The 17,383-nt window shown below is 73.1% G+C and carries 15 protein-coding genes; 11 read left to right on the top strand and 4 right to left on the bottom strand.

Annotated elements, in window-relative coordinates; all coding sequences use genetic code 11:
• Position 1: 1 nt before the first annotated feature.
• The gene (locus AOK00_RS10285) at positions 2 to 817 is read right to left on the bottom strand and encodes a pentapeptide repeat-containing protein (protein ID WP_055599989.1); all 816 of its coding nucleotides are present in this window, start codon (positions 815 to 817) and stop codon (positions 2 to 4) included.
• Positions 818 to 920: 103 nt separating this feature from the next.
• On the opposite strand from AOK00_RS10285, the gene AOK00_RS10280 reads away from it, so the two are divergent.
• Entirely contained in the window at positions 921 to 2,441 is a 1,521-nt protein-coding gene (locus AOK00_RS10280) for an alpha/beta fold hydrolase (RefSeq protein ID WP_055599988.1), read from the top strand.
• A 56-nt stretch (positions 2,442 to 2,497) separates the two neighbouring features.
• On the opposite strand, the gene AOK00_RS10275 is transcribed toward AOK00_RS10280, so the two are convergent.
• Positions 2,498 to 2,848 (bottom strand): winged helix-turn-helix transcriptional regulator, encoded by a 351-nt coding sequence (locus tag AOK00_RS10275; RefSeq protein WP_055600014.1) that lies wholly within the window; start codon positions 2,846 to 2,848, stop codon positions 2,498 to 2,500.
• Between the two features lie 76 nt (positions 2,849 to 2,924).
• Between AOK00_RS10275 and AOK00_RS10270 the strand changes: the two genes are divergently transcribed.
• Both AOK00_RS10270 and AOK00_RS10265 read left to right on the top strand, forming a co-directional pair.
• Entirely contained in the window at positions 2,925 to 3,590 is a 666-nt protein-coding gene (locus tag AOK00_RS10270; protein WP_055599987.1) for an NADPH-dependent F420 reductase, read from the top strand.
• Between the two features lie 141 nt (positions 3,591 to 3,731).
• Positions 3,732 to 4,145, top strand: a complete 414-nt coding sequence (locus AOK00_RS10265; RefSeq protein WP_055599986.1) for a VOC family protein — start codon at positions 3,732 to 3,734, stop codon at positions 4,143 to 4,145.
• Positions 4,146 to 4,168: 23 nt separating this feature from the next.
• Here the strand turns inward: AOK00_RS10265 and AOK00_RS10260 are convergent, their stop codons facing one another.
• Positions 4,169 to 5,812 carry an acyl-CoA synthetase gene (locus AOK00_RS10260; protein WP_055599985.1) on the bottom strand — a complete coding sequence of 548 codons (1,644 nt, stop codon included), beginning with the start codon at positions 5,810 to 5,812 and terminating at the stop codon, positions 4,169 to 4,171.
• A 164-nt stretch (positions 5,813 to 5,976) separates the two neighbouring features.
• Here AOK00_RS10260 and AOK00_RS10255 point away from each other — a divergent pair, with 164 nt between their 5' ends.
• The 8 genes from AOK00_RS10255 (at position 5,977) to AOK00_RS10215 (ending at position 14,991) form a co-directional block, all read left to right on the top strand.
• Positions 5,977 to 6,786, top strand: a complete 810-nt coding sequence (locus AOK00_RS10255; protein ID WP_055600013.1) for a crotonase/enoyl-CoA hydratase family protein — start codon at positions 5,977 to 5,979, stop codon at positions 6,784 to 6,786.
• Positions 6,787 to 6,905: 119 nt separating this feature from the next.
• Positions 6,906 to 7,859 (top strand): Zn-ribbon domain-containing OB-fold protein, encoded by a 954-nt coding sequence (locus AOK00_RS10250; protein ID WP_055599984.1) that lies wholly within the window; start codon positions 6,906 to 6,908, stop codon positions 7,857 to 7,859.
• On the top strand, positions 7,856 to 8,926 hold the full coding sequence (locus AOK00_RS10245; RefSeq protein WP_055599983.1) for a thiolase domain-containing protein: 1,071 nt from the start codon (positions 7,856 to 7,858) through the stop codon (positions 8,924 to 8,926). Before AOK00_RS10250 ends, AOK00_RS10245 begins: the two co-directional genes overlap by 4 nt.
• Positions 8,916 to 10,100 (top strand): thiolase domain-containing protein, encoded by a 1,185-nt coding sequence (locus AOK00_RS10240; protein WP_055599982.1) that lies wholly within the window; start codon positions 8,916 to 8,918, stop codon positions 10,098 to 10,100. The genes AOK00_RS10245 and AOK00_RS10240 overlap by 11 nt, the downstream gene beginning before the upstream one ends.
• A 36-nt stretch (positions 10,101 to 10,136) precedes the next feature.
• Positions 10,137 to 10,556: an ACT domain-containing protein gene (locus AOK00_RS10235; RefSeq protein WP_055599981.1), complete on the top strand. Its 420-nt coding sequence runs from the start codon at positions 10,137 to 10,139 to the stop codon at positions 10,554 to 10,556.
• A gap of 720 nt (positions 10,557 to 11,276) precedes the next feature.
• Positions 11,277 to 14,051 (top strand): ATP-binding protein, encoded by a 2,775-nt coding sequence (locus AOK00_RS10225; protein WP_254047306.1) that lies wholly within the window; start codon positions 11,277 to 11,279, stop codon positions 14,049 to 14,051.
• A gap of 56 nt (positions 14,052 to 14,107) precedes the next feature.
• On the top strand, positions 14,108 to 14,608 hold the full coding sequence (locus AOK00_RS10220) for a hypothetical protein (protein ID WP_024757478.1): 501 nt from the start codon (positions 14,108 to 14,110) through the stop codon (positions 14,606 to 14,608).
• Between the two features lie 17 nt (positions 14,609 to 14,625).
• Positions 14,626 to 14,991: an RNA-binding S4 domain-containing protein gene (locus tag AOK00_RS10215; RefSeq protein WP_030314775.1), complete on the top strand. Its 366-nt coding sequence runs from the start codon at positions 14,626 to 14,628 to the stop codon at positions 14,989 to 14,991.
• A gap of 45 nt (positions 14,992 to 15,036) precedes the next feature.
• Here the strand turns inward: AOK00_RS10215 and AOK00_RS10210 are convergent, their stop codons facing one another.
• On the bottom strand, positions 15,037 to 17,235 hold the full coding sequence (locus tag AOK00_RS10210) for a terpene synthase family protein (protein ID WP_055599979.1): 2,199 nt from the start codon (positions 17,233 to 17,235) through the stop codon (positions 15,037 to 15,039).
• Between the last annotated feature and the right edge of the window lie 148 nt (positions 17,236 to 17,383).

The raw sequence follows: 17,383 nt of genomic DNA, 5'->3' as shown, positions 1-17,383 counted from the left end.
CTCAGGACGCCCAGTGCGCGGGGCGCTCGAAACCCTCCGGAAGGCGGGTCCCGGCGTTCCCGCGCGCCGCGTTCAGCTGGGGCTGCGTCAGGAAGAGGGCGCCGGTCAGGTCCGCACCCGACAGATCGGCGTCGCGCAGGTCCGCGCCGATCAGATCCGTGAGCGACAGATCGGCACCCGTCAGATCGGCGGCGATCAGCAGCGCCCCGCGCAGGTCGGTGCCGCGCAGCTTCGCCCCGCGCAGCCGCTTGCCGATCAGGTCCGCCCCGCGCCGGCTCCTCGGCTTCCCGCCGGCCGTGGCGCGGACGAGCTCGCTCGTGCGCAGCAGCAGCTCGTTCACCTCGGCGCGCACGTCCGGCACCCTCAGCTTCTCCAGGTCGTCCGCCGAGCCCGCGGTGAGGTCCTCGACCCGGGCGAGGGCCGCGCGCAGCTCGGTGTGGACGGGGCGGGCCGCCGGGCGGGCCAGCGCCTCCGTGAGATAGCGCAGCAGCTCGTGGAGCTGGCGCATCACGTAGAACACGTCGTACATCCGGCCCGCGGTCTCCGGCGCCTCGCGCCAGGACACACCGCCGAAGGTCACCTGGGAGACCTGCTGGCCGGCGCCGAAGCAGTCGTACACCGTGCAGCCCTGGAAGCCGCTCGTCCGCAGCCGCGTGTGGATGCCGCAGCGGAAGTCCTCCTGGAGGTTCCGGCAGGGCTCGCCCGGCGCCTTGTTCACGGCGAAGTCGGCAGACTTCGCGAAGGGCAGCGCCACACAGCACAGGCCGAAGCAGTTGGCGCAGTCGCCGCGCAGTGCGGATTCCCGGGTCTCGGGCACGGTGGAACGATTCCTTCGCTGGTCGGGGACGGTCCACCCACCGTATCGCGCTCCCCGTCAAACCCGTTGCGAAGATCGTTCGTGGTCCGTGAGGATCGGTGCCATGCTCCAGTTCACCTCGTACGACGGAACCGAACTCGCCTACCGGATCGTGGGGGAGGGCGAGCCCCTGGTGTGCCTCGCGGGCGGGCCGATGCGCGACGCCGCCTACCTGGGTGACCTGGGCGGACTCGCCGAGCACCGTGCCCTGATCCTGCTCGACGCCCGGGGGACGGGGGCGAGTGCCGAGCCCGCAGACCCCGGCACGTACCGCTGCGACCGGCAGCTCGGCGACGTCGAGGCGCTCCGTGTCCACCTCGGCCTGGAGCGGATCGACCTGCTCGGCCACTCGGCGGGCGGGAACCTGGCCACCCTGTACGCCGCCGCCCATCCCGAGCGGATCCGCTCCCTCGTCCTCGTCACCAGCGCGGGCCGCGCGCTCGGTGTCGTCTCCACCGACGAGGAGTGGGACAAGGCCGTCGAGGTCTTCGCCGACCGGCCCTGGTACCCGCGGGCCAGGGCAGCGCTCGACGCCATCGGACCGGACACCCCACCGGCCCGCGTCCGCGAGATCATCGCGCCCTTCGCGTACGGCCGCTGGGACGCGGCCGCCCAGGACCACGCGGCCCGCGAAGCGGAGCAGCTGAACGGGGAGGCCGCCCCCGCGTACCACGGGCAGGGCGCGTACTCCCCGGAGGTGACCCGCCGCGCGCTGGCGGCGCTCACGGCTCCGGTCCTCCTCCTGGCGGGGGAGTACGACGCCGGACCCACCCCCGCCAAGGCCGCCGAGGCCGCCGCCTTCTTCCCGGACGCCGAGCTCGTCGTCCTGCCCGGCGCCGGACACTTCCCGTGGGTCGACGACGCGGAGGCGTTCGTCCGCGCCGTCGCGGCCTTCCTCGACCCGGAGGTCCGTACCGTCACGGTGGACGGCGTCCGCCTCGCCCACCGGGTACGGGGCTCCGAGGACGCCCCGCCCCTCGTCCTGGTCCACGGGCGGGGCGAGAACAGCACCACCTGGACGCGCATCGCGGCGGAGCTCGCCGCCGACCACCGGGTGTACGCGGTCGACCTGCGCGGCCACGGCCTCAGCGACCGGCCCGGCAGCTACGGCTTCGACGTCTTCCGCGACGAGCTCGGCGGCTTCCTCAAGGCCCTCGGCCTCACCGGCGCCACCGTCGTCGCCCACTCGATGGGCGGCGGGGCCGCGTATCTCCTCGCCGCCCGGGAACCGGACCTGATCGGGCGGCTCGTGCTGGAGGACGTCCCCGTGTTCTTCCCGCTCGACCCGCCGCGCCCTCCGGCCGAACGCCCCGAGGGCGTGCTCGGCTTCGACTGGGAGATCGTCCCGGCCACCAACGCGCAGCTGAACGACCCCGACCCGGCCTGGCGCGAGGAACTCCCCGCGATCACGGCCCCGACCCTCGTCGTGGCGGGTGGCCCGACCAGCCACCTCCGCCAGGACCAGCTGTCCTGGCTGGCCGACCGCATCCCCGGTGCCCGGTTCGTCACGATCGGGGCGGGGCACCTCGTCCACACGGATGCGCCGGACGAATTCCTGGACGCGCTGAGGGAGTTCGGCCTCTAGGGGGGACAGAGTCCCTGCCGGTCCCGCCGTGCCGACGCCGCCGTCGCCCCCTGCCGTCACCCGCCGTGTCGCTCCTGGGCGGCCATCACCTCGTCGCCGTGCTCGAAGGCCCATGCGCCGAACGCGTCGATCGGACCGAGCAAGGTCCGTCCCAGGGCAGTGAGTTCATAGCTGATCCTGGCCGGCGCCCCGCCCTCGACGCGTCGCTCCACCAGTCCGTTGAACTCCAGCCGCCGCAGCGTCTCGGTGAGGACCTTCGAGCTGATCCCCCCGATGAGCTCCCGGAGTTCGCCGTGGCGGCTCGGGCCCCGTCGCAGGGACCAGAGCACGACGGCGTTCCAGGTGTTCGAGAGCAGGTCGAAGGCGAGTCGGGCGCGGCAGTCGGCGAGGTAGGCGTCGGAAGTCACGTACCACATGGTGCCCGACCGTCTTCCTAATGTCGTTCCCGAGGCGTCGAAAGCCGGCGCGGAGAGGGGACGGACGATGAGAATCGGCGTACTGGGAACGGGCAACATGGCGGACGCCCTGGCCACCCACTGGGTACGGGCGGGACACGAGGTCCTCGTCGGTGGCCGCGACGAGACGAGGGCGCGGCACCTCGCGAGCCGCCTGGGTGGTGCGACCGGGTACGGGAGCCTGCGCGAGGCGGCAGGATTCGGGGACGTGGTCCTCGCCGCGCTGCCGTACGGGGCGGGGGAGGCGATCGTCGGCGAGCTGCGGGCGACCCTGGCGGGGAAGGCGCTGCTCGACTGCTCCAACCCCGTGGGACCCGGCTTCCGGCTGCTCACGGACGGCGGCCCCTCGGCGGCGAGCCGCCTCGCGGACGCCGCGCCCGGCGCACGGGTGGTCAAGGCCTTCAACCTGTGCCACGAGGACGTGTGGAGGATGGACCCTCCCGTCTTCGACGGGCAGCGTCTCGGCGTCCCGGTGTGCGGTGACGACGACACCGCGCTCGCGCTCGTACGGCAGCTGGTGCGGGACGCGGGCTGCGCACCGCTGACCGGGGGAGGCCTCGACCGGGCGGGGCTCCTGGAGGCGACGGCCGCGCTCTTCATCGGGCTGTGGGTCGGGGAGAACGCGGACGCCCGGGCGATGGCGCCGCCGCTGGCGTTCGCGGCGGGGCCGGGAGGGGCGTCGTCGGACTCCTAGGCCCGTGCCCCCGCCCATGGGCCGATCGGCCCATGGGCGGCGCGCCTCGGCCGTACGGGCGGGCACCGGTGGAGGATCGGTGGGGCGGCGCCGTCGGACGGTGCCCGACATCGCCACGGTGCGACATGACAGGAGCCAGGTGTGACCACTCGACTCAACCCCTACCTCAGCTTCTCCGGCGACGCGAAGCAGGCCCTGGAGTTCTACAAGCAGGCACTCGGCGGCACCCTCAGCCTCAACACGTACGGCGCGTCCGGCGCCGAGGCGCCGCCCGGATACGCCGACAGGATCATGCACGGCATGCTGGAGACGCCCAGCGGCTTCACGCTCATGGCCGCCGACAACCCGCCGGGCACGGACCACGGCTCGGGGAACGGCTTCGCGGTGAGCCTGAGCGGCGACGACGCCGACGAGCTGCGCGGCTACTGGGACAAGCTGTCCGCCGGCGGCACCGTGGCCGTCCCCCTGGAGAAGCAGATGTGGGGCGATGTGTTCGGCATGTGCACGGACAAGTTCGGCGTCACGTGGATGGTCAACATCACCGAGCGGAGCTGACGGGGCTCCGCTTCCGCTTCCGCTTACGTGTTCGTGTCCGGGCCCGTGTTCGTGTCCGCCTCCACCGCCACCGTGCGGGCCCAGCGGTAGTCCGCCTTGCCGCTGGGGGAGCGCTGGATGCGGTCGGTGAGGACCAGCTGGCGCGGGACCTTGTACCCCGCCAGGCGGGGCCGGCAGTGGGTCTGGAGGGTCTCCAGGTCCAGCGGCGGGGCGTCCGCGCGGAGCTGGACGACCGCGGCGACGTGGTTGCCCCAGCGGGCGTCCGGCACTCCGGCGACCAGCGCGTCGTACACGTCGGGGTGGGACTTGAGAGCCTGTTCCACCTCCTCCGGGTAGACCTTCTCGCCGCCCGTGTTGATGCACTGGGAGCCGCGCCCGAGGACGGTGACCACCCCCGTCTCGTCCACGGTCGCCATGTCGCCGAGGAGCACCCACCGGACTCCGTCCCGCTCGAAGAACGTCTCGGCGGTCTTCTCCGGGTCGTTGTAGTAGCCGAGCGGCACGTGGCCGCGCTGGGCCAGCCGGCCGATCTCGCCGGGGGCGACAGGGGTACGGGTCACCGGGTCGACGACCTGGGTGCGTTCGTTGACGTGCAGCCGGAAGCCCCTGGCCGGGCCCGAGTCGTCGGTGGCGCGGCCGTTCGAACCGGACTCGGTGGACCCGAAGTTGTTGAGGAGCAGGACGTTCGGCATCAGCTCCTGCAGCTGGGCCCGTACGGTCTCCGACATGATCGCCCCGGAAGAGGAAAGGCTGAACAGGGCGGAGAGGTCCGTGCCCTTCAGCGGCCCGCGCAGCGCGTCCACGAGGGGCCGCAGCATCGCGTCCCCGACCAGGGAGATGCTGGAGACCTTCTCCTTCTCCAGGGTGCGGAGGACCTCCTCCGGGACGTACTTGCGGTGCAGGACGACCCGCTGGCCGTAGTTGAAGGCGATGAACGCGGTCAGCGTGGAGGTGCCGTGCATCAGCGGCGGTGCGGGGAAGAACGTGATGCCGGCGCCGCCCGCGGCGACCCGCTCGGCCAGCTCCTCGGGGCGCTTCACCGCCTCGCCCGAGGGGTCCCCGCCGAACAGTCCCGCGAAGAACAGGTCCTCCTGGCGCCACAGGACCCCCTTGGGCATCCCGGTCGTGCCACCGGTGTAGATGATGAAGAGGTCGTCGGCCGAGCGCGGCCCGAACCCCCGCGCGGGTGAACCGGCGGCCTCCGCCCCGCTGTACGGGACGCAGTCCAGCGCGGCCGCTCCCTCGGGAGGGGTCCCCACCCGCACGAGGTGCCGCAGCTTCTCCGTCTGCGGCAGCGCCGCCGCGACCCGGTCGGTGAACTCGGCGTCGAAGACGAGCGCGGCGAGGTCGGCGTCCCGGTAGAGGTAGACGAGCTCCTCCTCCACGTACCGGTAGTTCACGTTCACCGGCACGATCCGAGCCTTCAGGCAGGCGAGGACGGTCTGCAGGTACTCGACGCCGTTGTAGAGGTGGAGACCGAGGTGCTCGCCGGGCCGGATGCCCGCGTCGGTGAGGTGGTGCGCGATCCGGTTGGCGGCCCCGTCGAGCTCGGCGTAGGTGAGCCGGCGCTCCTCGCCCGTCCCCGGATGATCGACGTACACCAGCGCCTCGCGGTCGGGGACCGCGTCGACCACCGATTCGAACAGGTCGGCAAGGTTGTACTCCACCGTTCCTCCTGACCCCGGTTCGCACTGACTCGGCGGTCATTAGAGCGTCGACCGGCGACAGGGGGAAGGGGGTGCGCAGAAGAATCTGACTGAGTGTCAGAAAACTATTGAACTGGACCCCCGGCTACTGCAACCTGTTCCAGAACTGGAGACGGGAGACCCCCATGGGTGGCACTGGTGGCACCGAACATCTCGGCGTACGGCGCGAAGGCGCCACGCTCGTCCTCACCTTGAACCGGCCCGAAGCCAAGAACGCCCTCTCGCTGCCGATGCTCGTCGGCCTCTACGACGGCTGGCTGGAGGCCGACGCCGACGACGGCATCCGCTCCGTCGTCCTCACCGGAGCGGGCGGCGCCTTCTGCGCGGGCATGGACCTCAAGGCCCTGGCCGGCAAGGGGATGGAGGGCGAGCAGTACCGGGACCGGCTCAAGGCCGACCCCGACCTGCACTGGAAGGCGATGCTGCGCCACCACCGCCCCCGCAAACCCGTCATCGCCGCGGTGGAGGGCTACTGCGTCGCCGGCGGCACCGAGATACTCCAGGGCACCGACATCCGGGTCGCGGCCGCCTCCGCGACCTTCGGACTCTTCGAGGTCCGGCGCGGGCTCTTCCCGATCGGCGGCTCCACGGTCCGCCTGCCCCGGCAGATCGCCCGGACCCACGCCCTCGAAATGCTCCTCACGGGCCGCCCGTACTCGGCGGACGAGGCCGCCCGGATCGGCCTCGTCGGCCGGGTCGTCCCCGACGGCACCGCCCTCGACGCGGCCCTCGACATCGCCGAACGGATCAACGCGTGCGGGCCGCTCGCCGTCGAGGCGGTGAAGGCCTCCGTGTACGAGACCGCCGAGATGACGGAGACGGAAGGGCTGGCCGCCGAACTGAAGCGGGGGTGGCCGATCTTCGACACGGCGGACGCGAAGGAGGGGGCGAGGGCGTTCGCGGAGAAGCGGACGCCGGAGTACCGGCGGAAGTGAGTCCTTCCCCGCCCGGCCCCTTCCCGGACCCGGGCTCCGCCCCGGGCTACGGGACGGGGCCGGGCGGGGAGCCTGCACCGCCCAGCGGCCCCGTCACCCAACCCCACGAAGGAGCCCACATGACACCCCCGTCGGAGACTCTCCGCGCACCCCTCGTCGTCGAATTCCCCTTCACCCGCTCCCTCGGACCCGTCCAGTCCGCCTTCCTCACCGGCCTCCGCGAGCAGACCGTCCTCGGCGTCCGCACCGAGACCGGCGAGGTCCTCGTCCCACCCGTCGAGTACGACCCCGCCACCGCCGCCGAGCTCCGCGACCTCGTCGAGGTCGGTGCCACCGGCACCGTCACCACCTGGGCATGGAACCCCGGGCCGCGCCCCGGCCAGCCCCTCGCGACGCCCTTCGCCTGGGTCCTCGTCCGCCTCGACGGCGCCGACACCGCCCTTCTGCACGCCCTCGACGCCCCAGGACCCGAAGCCGTCCGCACCGGCATGCGCGTCCGGATCCGCTGGGCCGCCGAACGGTCCGGCGCCATCACGGACATCGCGTGCTTCGAGCCGTACGACAGCGATCCGGTGGCCGAACCGGGCTCCCACGACGGCCGGTTCGCCGACCCCGTCACCGGCATCGTCGCCGCCGCCCGCCTCGACTACACCTACAGCCCCGGCCGAGCCCAGACCCGCTATCTGCACGCCCTCACCGAGCGCCGTACCGTCGGCGAGCGCTGCCCCTCCTGCACCAAGGTGTACGTGCCGCCCCGCGGCGCCTGCCCCACCTGCGGAGTCGCCACCACCCACCAGGTCGAGGTCGGACCGCGCGGCACCGTCACCACGTACTGCATCGTCAACATCAAGGCGAAGAACCTCGACATCGAGGTGCCGTACGTCTACGCCCACATCGCCCTCGACGGCGCCGGGCTCGCCCTCCACGGCCGCATCGGCGGCATCCCGTACGACCAGGTCCGCATGGGCCTGCGGGTCGAACCCGTGTGGAGCGAGGACGGCCGCTACCCCGACCACTACCGGCCCACCGGCGAACCCGACGCCGACTACGACACCTACAAGGAGCTGCTGTGACGCCGCACCGGCCGGACCGAGAGGTGGCGATCGTCGCCTTCGCCCAGAGCGACCACCGCCGCCGCACCGACGACCTCTCCGAGGTCGAGATGGTCATGCCCGTCCTGCACGACGTGCTGCGGCAGACCGGCCTCAGGACCTCCGACATCGGCTTCACCTGCTCCGGCTCCTCCGACTACCTGGCCGGCCGCGCCTTCTCGTTCACGATGGCCCTCGACGGCGTCGGCGCCTGGCCGCCGATCTCCGAGTCCCACGTCGAGACGGACGGCGCCTGGGCCCTGTACGAGGCCTGGGTGAAGCTCCTCACCGGCGAGGCCGACACCGCCCTCGTCTACTCGTACGGGAAGTCCTCGCCCGGTTCCGTCCGCGACGTCCTCACCCGCCAGCTCGACCCGTACTACCTGGCCCCCCTCTGGCCGGACTCGGTCGCCCTCGCCGCCCTCCAGGCGCAGGCGCTCGTCGACGCGGGCGTCACCGACGAAACCGCCCTCGCCGCGATCGCCGGCCGCAGCCGTGCGGACGCCGGCGCCAACCCCCACGCCCAGCTCCCCGGCGCCCGCCCCCAGGGCGAGTACGTCGTCCAGCCCCTGCGCACCGGAGACTGCCCGCCCATCGGCGACGGAGCCGCCGCAGTGATCCTCGCCGTCGGCGACCGGGCCCGCGAACTCTGCGCCCGCCCCGCCTGGATCCGGGGGATGGACCACCGCATCGAGGCCCACTCCCTCGGCGTCCGCGACCTCACCGACTCGCCCTCCACCCGCCTCGCCGCGGAACGCGCCGGAGTCTTCGAGGCGCCCGTCGACACCGCCGAACTCCACGCGCCCTTCACCTCCCAGGAGGTCGTCCTCCGCCGGGCCCTCGACCTCGACGAGAGCGTGAGGGTCAACCCGTCCGGCGGAGCGCTCGCCGCCAACCCCGTCATGGCCGCCGGACTCATCCGGCTCGGCGAGGCCGCCGCCCGCGTCCACCGGGGCGACTCCGACCGCGCCCTCGCCCACGCCACCTCAGGGCCCTGCCTCCAGCAGAACCTGGTCGCCGTCCTGGAAGGAGAGCCGCATGTCCGGTAAGTCCGTGACATCGAAAGAGTTCGTCGCCGTCGTCGGCGTAGGCCAGACCAAGCACGTCGCCGCCCGCAGGGACGTGTCGATCGCCGGACTCGTCCGCGAGGCCGCCGTCCGCGCCCTGGCGGACGCGGAACTGACCTGGGCGGACATCGACGCCGTCGTCATCGGCAAGGCGCCCGACTTCTTCGAGGGCGTGATGATGCCGGAGCTGTACCTCGCCGACGCGCTCGGCGCGGTCGGCAAGCCCATGCTCCGGGTGCACACGGCGGGATCCGTCGGCGGCTCCACCGCGCTCGTCGCAGCCAACCTGGTCGCCGCCCGCGTCCACCGGACCGTCCTCACCCTGGCGTTCGAGAAGCAGTCCGAGTCCAACGCCATGTGGGGCCTCTCCCTGCCCGTGCCGTTCCAGCAGCCCCTGCTCGCCGGAGCCGGCGGCTTCTTCGCCCCGCACGTGCGCGCGTACATGCGGCGGACCGGCGCGCCCGACGCGATCGGATCCCTCGTCGCGTACAAGGACCGGCGCAACGCGCTCAAGAACCCGTACGCCCATCTCCACGAGCACGACCTCACCCTGGAGAAGGTGCAGGCCTCCCCGATGCTCTGGGACCCGATCCGCTACTCAGAGACCTGCCCCTCCTCGGACGGCGCCTGCGCGATGATCCTCACCGACCGCACCGGCGCCGCCCGTGCGCCCCGGCCGCCCGCCTGGGTGCACGGCGGCGCGATGCGCAGCGAACCGACCCTGTTCGCGGGCAAGGACTTCGTCTCGCCGCAGGCGGGCCGGGACTGCGCCGCCGACGTCTACCGGCAGGCCGGCATCACCGACCCCCGGCGGGAGATCGACGCCGTGGAGATGTACGTGCCGTTCTCCTGGTACGAGCCGATGTGGCTGGAGAACCTCGGCTTCGCGGAGGAGGGCGAGGGCTGGAAGCTCACCGAGGCAGGGGTGACCGAACTCGACGGCGACCTGCCCGTGAACCCCTCCGGCGGGGTGCTCTCCACCAACCCCATCGGAGCCTCCGGGATGATCCGCTTCGCCGAGGCCGCGCTCCAGGTACGGGGCGAGGCGGGCGAGCACCAGGTCGACGGCGCCCACCGGGCCCTCGGGCACGCCTACGGAGGCGGCGCGCAGTTCTTCTCCATGTGGCTCGTGGGAGACACCCCGCCCACCGGCTGACCCGCGCCGCCCGGCCGGGCGCCTACCCTCGCGGCCATGAACGCGGAACGTGATCTGACCCGGCTGCTCGCCGGGATGCGGCCGGAACTCGACCCCGCCCGCTACGTCTTCACCACGGTGACGGGCCCCGCCCCGGCCGGGGTCGCCCCGGTGGTCACCGTCACCGAGGACGAGGGCCTCACCCTCGTCGTACGCCAGGAGGAGGCGGACGCCGCCGCCCTCCCGTACGACTACGTGGCGGGCCGGATCACGCTGCGCGTGCACTCCGCACTCGACGCCGTCGGGCTGACGGCCGCCGTCGCCGGGGCGCTCGCCGGGGCGGGACTCAGCTGCAACGTCGTGGCGGGCTTCCACCACGACCACCTCTTCGTGGAACACGCGCGCGCGGCGGAGGCGTTGGCCGTTCTCGAACGGCTCGCGGAAGGCGGCCTCGGCGACGCTCGGGGCCGCCCTTAGGGCCGGTCTCGGTGCACCCGGGCGAGGCCGTCGGACACCAGACGGTCCGCTTCGCCTCCGCGAACGGAGAGCGGCAGCTCACCCGGTCCGTCAACACCGCTCCGATCATGACGGACAAGGCCGCGACGGCCGCGACGGAGGTGCTCTCCACCGCTCTGTGCCGAGCCGAATATGCCACCTGCGACACGACGGGATTTTGCTTGGCCGTTTGACCGACCCAGCTCACTCCTTCGGGCGTACGCTGGGACTTTCGCGGGGCTTCCCGCTCGGCACTCCTGACCGTGCGCCGGGCGCGCGCCCCCTGTGTGGGGGTGGAACGTGGTACGTCAGGACGGCGGGTCGGCCCGTCAGGGAGTCGGCCTCTTCGAGCGTGAGGCGGCGCTCACCGCGGCCGAGGAGGCGCTCGACCTCCTGACGGGTCTGGCGGACGACTTGTTGTGGCCGGCCGCCGTACCCTCACCCCGCGAGGCGCGGGGCCCGCACCTGGTCTCCGTCCCCACCCGGACGTCCGCCCGGGAAGCCGATCAGCCGACCGGCCCGCTGCCCACACCGTCCGACGACGACCGGTTCCCCGGAGGCCGGACCGGACTCCGTCCCGTGCCCGACGCCGGCTCCGCGTCGCCCACGGAGCCCCGCCCCCGCCCCGGTTCCGCGCTCACCTCCGCACCCGACGCGGGTGCCGAGACCGCCACGCGCCCCCAGGTCGTCCGCCGCGGCGGCATCCTCGCCTACGCAGCCCCCGCCGGCCTCGGCAAGACCACCCTGCGCGCCGAGATCCGGCGCCGCGCCGGTGCCCGCGGCTGCACGGTGCTGTCCGCCCGCGGCGGCGACCAGGAGCAGCGGGTCGCCTTCCACGTCGCCCGGCAGCTCCTCCAGCCGCAGCTGGCCCACGCCACCGACGCCGAACTGCGCGAACGCCTCGGCTCCTGGTACGACATCGTCGGGCCCGCCCTGGGGCTCCGCGCCTCCGCCGAGGGCTCGCCGCCCGACCCGCAGGGCCTGCGGGACGGGCTGGACTGGGTCCTCACCCATCTCGCCGTACGCCGCGCGCCCCTCGTCGTCGTCCTGGACGACGTCCACTGGGCCGACCCCGAATCCCTCGGCTGGCTCGCCGCGTTCGCCCCGCGCGCCGAGGAACTGCCCATGCTCCTCGTCGTCGCCTACCGGCCCGACGAACTTCCCGCCGAGGGCATGGAGTTCACCGGACGCCGGTCCGGGCAGCGGCCCCTCGACCTCGCCCCGCTCACCTCGTCCGCCGTGGCCCGGCTCGTCCGCGACCGCGTCGGCGCCCACGCCGACGACAGCTTCTGCCGCGACTTCTGGTCCGTCACCGCCGGCAACCCCTTCGAGGCGGTCGAACTCGCCGCCAAGGTCCGCGACCGCGGTCTCGAACCCACCGCCGACGGCGCCCACGAACTCCCCGACCTCTCCGCCGCCCTCAAGGGCAGCGGCCTCGTCACCCGGCTCGAACGGCTCGGCCCCGCCACCGTCCGCCTCGCCTGGGCCTGCGCCGTCCTCGGCACCGAGATCTCACCCCAGCTCGCGGGCGCCGTCGCCGCTCTCGGCGGCGAGGCGGTCGCCGACTGCGCCGCCCGGCTCCGTGAGGCCCGCGTCCTCGCCGAGGCCGAAGAGGCGGACGACCCCCTCCAGTTCGTCCATCCCCTCATCGCGAGCACCGTCTACCGGTCGATCCCGGACGCCACCCGCGTCGCCCTGCACGGTCAGGCCGCCTGGTGCGTCGTCGACGCCGGGCTCGGCCCCACCGCGGCGGCCCGCCATCTCCTGGAGACCCACCCCGAGGGCGACCCCTGGGTCGTCGGCCAGCTGCGCGCCGCCGCCGGCGAGAACCTCCGCGCCGGAGCCCCCGACGCGGCCCGCCGCTTCCTCGCCCGCGCCCTGCGCGAGCCGCCCGCCCCCGACGACCGGGCCGCCGTCCTCTTCGAACTCGGCTGCTCCTCGCTCCTCACCGAGCCCGCCACCACCGTCAACCATCTGCGAGCCGCACTGGAGGAGCCGGTCAGCGACCCGGCGCTCCGCCACGGCATCGTCTACCGTCTCGCCCAGGTCCTCGCCCACAGCGACCGGCTCGTCGAGGCGTCCGAGCTCCTCGGCGAGGAGGCCCGGAAGGCCGGCGACGCCCGCAGCCGACTGCGGATGCAGGCCGAGAAGTTCATGTGGGACGCCCTGCGCGCCGACGAACCGGAATCGCCCGCCCGGTCCCGGCGCCTCGCGGCGCTCGCGGACCGGCTCACCGGCCGTGACGTCACCGAGCGGTACATCATCGGACTGCGGGCCTGGGACGCCACCCTGCGCGCCGAACCCGCCTCCCTCGCCCTCAAGGAGGCCGAACGCGCCCTCGCGGGCGGCCTCACCTGGGCCGACGAGAGCCGGGGCTTCGAGGTGCCGGTCCTGGTGGCCCTTCTCCACCTCTACGCCGACCGGCCCGGCCGCGCCGAGGAACTCTTCGCCGCCGGAACCGCCGAATTCGAGAAGCAGGGCTGGCGCGGGGCGCACCTCGCCTTCGCGTACACCCTCATCGGCTACATCCGCTTCCGGCGAGGCCGCCTGATGGAGGCCGAGGACTTCGCCCGCGCCGGACTCCGTCTCACCGAGCGAGTCGGCGCCCGCACCCCTGCCCTCTGGTACGCCACCGGAGTCATGATCGAGGTCCTCATCGCCCGCGGTCGTACGGACGAGGCCGTGCGGGTCGCCCGTGAGCACGACTTCGGCGAGCCGTTCCCCGCCGCCGTCACCATCCCCGACTGCGAGACCGTCCACGCCGAGCTGCTGCTCGCCACCGGCCGTACCAAGGAGGCCGCCGAGGAGCTGGCCGCCGTCGGCCGGCGCCTCGACCCGCGGGGCAAGCGCAACCCCTCCTGCTGCCCCTGGCAGCTCCACCTCGCGCTCGCCGAGGCGGCGACCTCCCCGGCGAAGGCTCTCGCCACCGCCCACGAGGCCGTCGCCCGCGCCCGCCAGTACGGGGCGCCCTCCGCGATCGGCCAGGCGCTCCGCGTGACCGCCGAGGTGTCCGAGCCCGCCGATCGCGTGAAGCTCCTGGAGGAGTCCGTCGACTGGCTCGACCAGTCACCCGCCGCGTACGAGCTGGCCCGCTCCCTCGTCGCCCTCGGCGCGGCCCTGCGGCGCACCGAACGCGCCGGGGAGGCCGCCGAGCACCTCTACCGGGGTCTGGAAGCCGCCCAGGACTGCGGCGCCGACGCCCTCGTCGAGGTGGCCCGTGCCGAGCTCGCGGCGGCCGGACTCCGCCCCCGGGCGCTCCACCCCGCCGGCACGGACACGCTCACCGCCCGTGAGCGTGCGGCCGCCGATCTCACCGTCCGCGACCAGGACGCGGCCGCCGTCCTCGGTGTCGACACCACCACCGTGGCCCGGCTCCTCTCGGCCGTCTACCGCAAGCTCGGAACCGACCGCACGGGCCTCGCGCAGGCCCTCAGGAACACCGGACGGGAGCCCCGGGACCCCGCCGGACAGGACTGACCGCCCGGAGCCGCCCGGCGCGTCGCATCGCGCGCCGGGGCACGTACCATGGCCGTATGTCCTTCCTCCGCCGCCGCAGCGCCGCCACTCCCGCGGGCCCGGACTTCGATGTCCTGGCCATGGACCCGGGGGACTGGCCCGGCAATCTCGGCGCCGGCCTGCTGCCCGCTCCCGACGGCTCCTGCCAGGGCGTCTTCCTCCGGTACGACCTGTTCGGCGGCCGCGGCCCCGCGATGATCATCGGCAATCTGCCCGAGGGCTCCCCGGCGCGCGAGCTCGCCGACGGCCAGATCCCCTTCGAGGTGGCCCAGCTGCTCGCCGCCCTCGAGAACGACGAGCCGGTCGAGGTCCTCGACACCGAGGACGTCCCCGTGATGCAGGGCGACAACCTCCTGATCGTCCGGCGCCTCAAGCTCTCCGAGAGCCGTATCTCCTGCGTCCAGTTCGACCGCAGCGACAACGTCCTCGTCACGATCGCCAGTTGGGACCGGCCGATCACCGACGACCTGTACGCGCTGCTCAAGCCGCTGCCCGCCGAGCTGTTCCAGCAGGGCTGACGGGAGAGCGGGGGCCGATGAGCGCACGCGTCGACAGCTGGATCTGGGCGGTCCGCCTCACCAAGACCCGCGCCCAGGCCGCCGCGGCCTGCCGTGCCGGACACGTCAAGGTCAACGGCGAACGGGCCAAGCCCGCCCAGGCGGTGAAGCCCGGCGACGAGGTGCGGGTCTTCCACGGCGGGCGGGAACGGATCGTCGAGGTCAAGGAGCTCCACACCAAGCGGGTCGGCCCACCGGTCGCCGTCGAGGCGTACGTGGACAACAGCCCGCCCCCGCCGCCGCGCGAGCACGTGGCCGTCGCCGCCGTACGGGACCGGGGCGCCGGACGCCCCACCAAGCGGGACCGCCGCGAACTCGACGAGCTGCGCGGCCGGCACAGCTGATCGCCGGCACGCGGAGCGGCCCGTTGGGCCGCTCCACCCTCCGTCTCAGACCCTGACCGGCCCGAGGAGACCCGCCACCCGGGCGGCCGAGGTGCCGAGGCCGGTCGGCCCGCGCCGCAGCAGGGCCGTACCGCTGCCCGCGTGCACGTCCTCCGCCGCGTAACGCCGCACCTCCCGGTGCCAGTTCAGGATGCCCGCGAGCCAGTCCTCCAGCTCCCGCAGATACGCCTCGAAGGCGGCACGTCCCGTCGCGTCGAGTCCGAAGTCCTCGTACATCAGCGGGACTTCCCGCGCCTTGAGGTGCTCGTACTGACGCAGCCTGCCCCGCATCAGGTCGTCGACCATGGCCACCGCCGTCGGGTAGTCGCAGTCGAAGAACTTCTGGAGCACCAGAACGCCGTTGTGCACCTCGCCCTCGACCTCGATCTCCTTCTGGTACGAGAACAGGTCGTTGATCAGCGTCCCGTAGTCCATGACCGCGTTCTCCAGGGCGCGCACGGTCCCCGAGCGGTACAGCTCCGGCGGCAGCACGTCGGCGTGCCGCAACCGGGCCATCAGCGTGGTCAGTTCGGAGCCGAAGGTGCTGCGGCGCATCTCGATGTAGTCGACGGGGTCGGGAACCCGGTGCTGTGCCTGGTTGTGCAGCTCCCACAGCCAGCTGTCGAGCATGACGTCCAGCGCGTACCGCAGCTGGGTGCGGGCCTCCACGGCCATGGGGCCCGCGGTCCGGGCCCAGAGGTCGGCGAGCGAGCGCTCCATCGGGTTCACGGCGAGCGCCGCGCCCGCGGCCGGATCCTCCAGCGGCAGGCAGGACTTGAACCGGTCGGTCTGCTCCTTCGCACCCAGCAGGTTGCGCGAGCGGCCGAAGACGGCGGGGTAGTAGTCGTCCCCGTACGTCCCCCAGGTCAGCCACTCGGCGCTGAGCTCCAGCTCCTCCAGGGTGGCGTCCGGGTCGAGCCCGGCCGAGCACAGCGCCAGGTCGAAGCCCTCCGCCATCGGCCGGTCCCAGATGTCGTCCAGGAGCCCGAACCGCTCGGCCCAGTCGAGCGACAGCCGGCGCGCCTCCGCGTGGTGCGGGCTGAGGGTGAGCGGGTACGGCAGGTCGAACTCGGGCAGCAGCGACGGCCCCACCCGCTGATGCGGCACGTGCGTGAGCGCGCGCAGCCGCGACGCCGCCGGGCGCCCGAAGAGGGTGCGGATGTCGAGCGCGGAGGTGCCGAGGACCCCTTCGAGGTGCGAGGGACCGCCGACCATGCCCTCGTTCATGTACCGGCTGGAGCGCATGTGCCACTCGTGGCCGCCGGACTGCCAGTCCTGCAGCCCCTTCGCGTACGCCGCGACGGCCGCGCACTCGGCCGCGTCGAGGCCCTTCTCGGCGGCGAGCAGCGGCACTTCGGTGAGGGCCGTGTTCTCGAACTGCTGGAGGCGTGAGGTCAGCAGGTCGTTGACGGCGTTCGCCGCCTCCTGGGTCGTGCAGCCGAGGAACTTCTCCAGGACGAGCACGCCGTTGCTGTTCTCGCCCTCGTCCTCCACCTCGCGCTGGTACGAGAACAGGTCGTTGCGCAGATGGACGGCGTCCGAGAAGGCGTCCCTGAGCACCCGCAGCGGCCGGGAGTAGGCCACCCGGGCCGGGACCTCCGCCCCCGCCGCGTACTCGACGAGCCCCGCCGACCAGGGCGCGCCGCCCACCTTGCGCCGCATCTCGATGTACTCGACGGGGTTGGCGATCCGCCCGTCGTTGATGTTGTCGAGTTCCCAGAGCGACTCGTACAACAGATGCTCTGTCGCCTCGGCGAACCGCACGCGCCACCCCGCCGACATGGAGGGGACGGTCCGCAGCCAGAGGTCGGCGAGTCCCGCCTCGACGGGGTTGGTCGGCTCGGGCATCCCCGCCGAGGGGTCCGCCGGCATGAACAGCGGCAGCCGGTCCAGATACGTCTTGCCGCCCGCACGGTCCTGGGGCCGCTTGAAGATCTCCAGGAAGTGGTCGTCGAAGAAGAAGACCCAGGTGTACCAGTCGGTGACGAGGTTCAGGGCCTCCTCGTCGCAGTCGGGATGGGTGTACGAGCAGAGCAGCGCGTAGTCGTGCGAGTCGAGGTCGTGCTGCTCCCAGACCCCCGAACCCTCCAGCATCCCCATCTCCCGCGCCCAGTCACGGGTGTGCGTGCGGGCGGCCTCCACGTGGGGATTGAGCCGCGCCGGATACGGAACATAGAAATCCGGCATAACGAAGGGCTGAGGCATCTGCTGGGGGGCCTTCCGGTGAGCATGGGCTGTGTCCGGCCCACCCTTACCCGTGGCCCGTAGGGCGCACGCGATCTTCCGAATAGTCCTATGAACGCCCACGATGCGGTGCCGGATCGTTCATCCGGCACCGCCCCGCACCTTTCGG

The organism is Streptomyces aureus, from assembly GCF_001418135.1.
GTDB classification, from domain to species: domain Bacteria; phylum Actinomycetota; class Actinomycetes; order Streptomycetales; family Streptomycetaceae; genus Streptomyces; species Streptomyces aureus_A.
This window is presented reverse-complemented; position numbering and strand designations above follow the sequence as displayed.

What these genes read in the sequence shown, in the direction of transcription:
- AOK00_RS10280 (WP_055599988.1), top strand. Translation starts at nt 921, where the DNA reads ATGCTCCAGTTCACCTCGTACGACGGAACCGAACTCGCCTACCGGATC.
- AOK00_RS10270 (WP_055599987.1), top strand. Translation starts at nt 2,925, where the DNA reads ATGAGAATCGGCGTACTGGGAACGGGCAACATGGCGGACGCCCTGGCC.
- AOK00_RS10255 (WP_055600013.1), top strand. Translation starts at nt 5,977, where the DNA reads ATGGGTGGCACTGGTGGCACCGAACATCTCGGCGTACGGCGCGAAGGC.
- AOK00_RS10250 (WP_055599984.1), top strand. Translation starts at nt 6,906, where the DNA reads ATGACACCCCCGTCGGAGACTCTCCGCGCACCCCTCGTCGTCGAATTC.
- AOK00_RS10240 (WP_055599982.1), top strand. Translation starts at nt 8,916, where the DNA reads ATGTCCGGTAAGTCCGTGACATCGAAAGAGTTCGTCGCCGTCGTCGGC.
- AOK00_RS10235 (WP_055599981.1), top strand. Translation starts at nt 10,137, where the DNA reads ATGAACGCGGAACGTGATCTGACCCGGCTGCTCGCCGGGATGCGGCCG.
- AOK00_RS10220 (WP_024757478.1), top strand. Translation starts at nt 14,108, where the DNA reads ATGTCCTTCCTCCGCCGCCGCAGCGCCGCCACTCCCGCGGGCCCGGAC.
- AOK00_RS10215 (WP_030314775.1), top strand. Translation starts at nt 14,626, where the DNA reads ATGAGCGCACGCGTCGACAGCTGGATCTGGGCGGTCCGCCTCACCAAG.
- AOK00_RS10210 (WP_055599979.1), bottom strand. Translation starts at nt 17,235, where the DNA reads ATGCCTCAGCCCTTCGTTATGCCGGATTTCTATGTTCCGTATCCGGCG.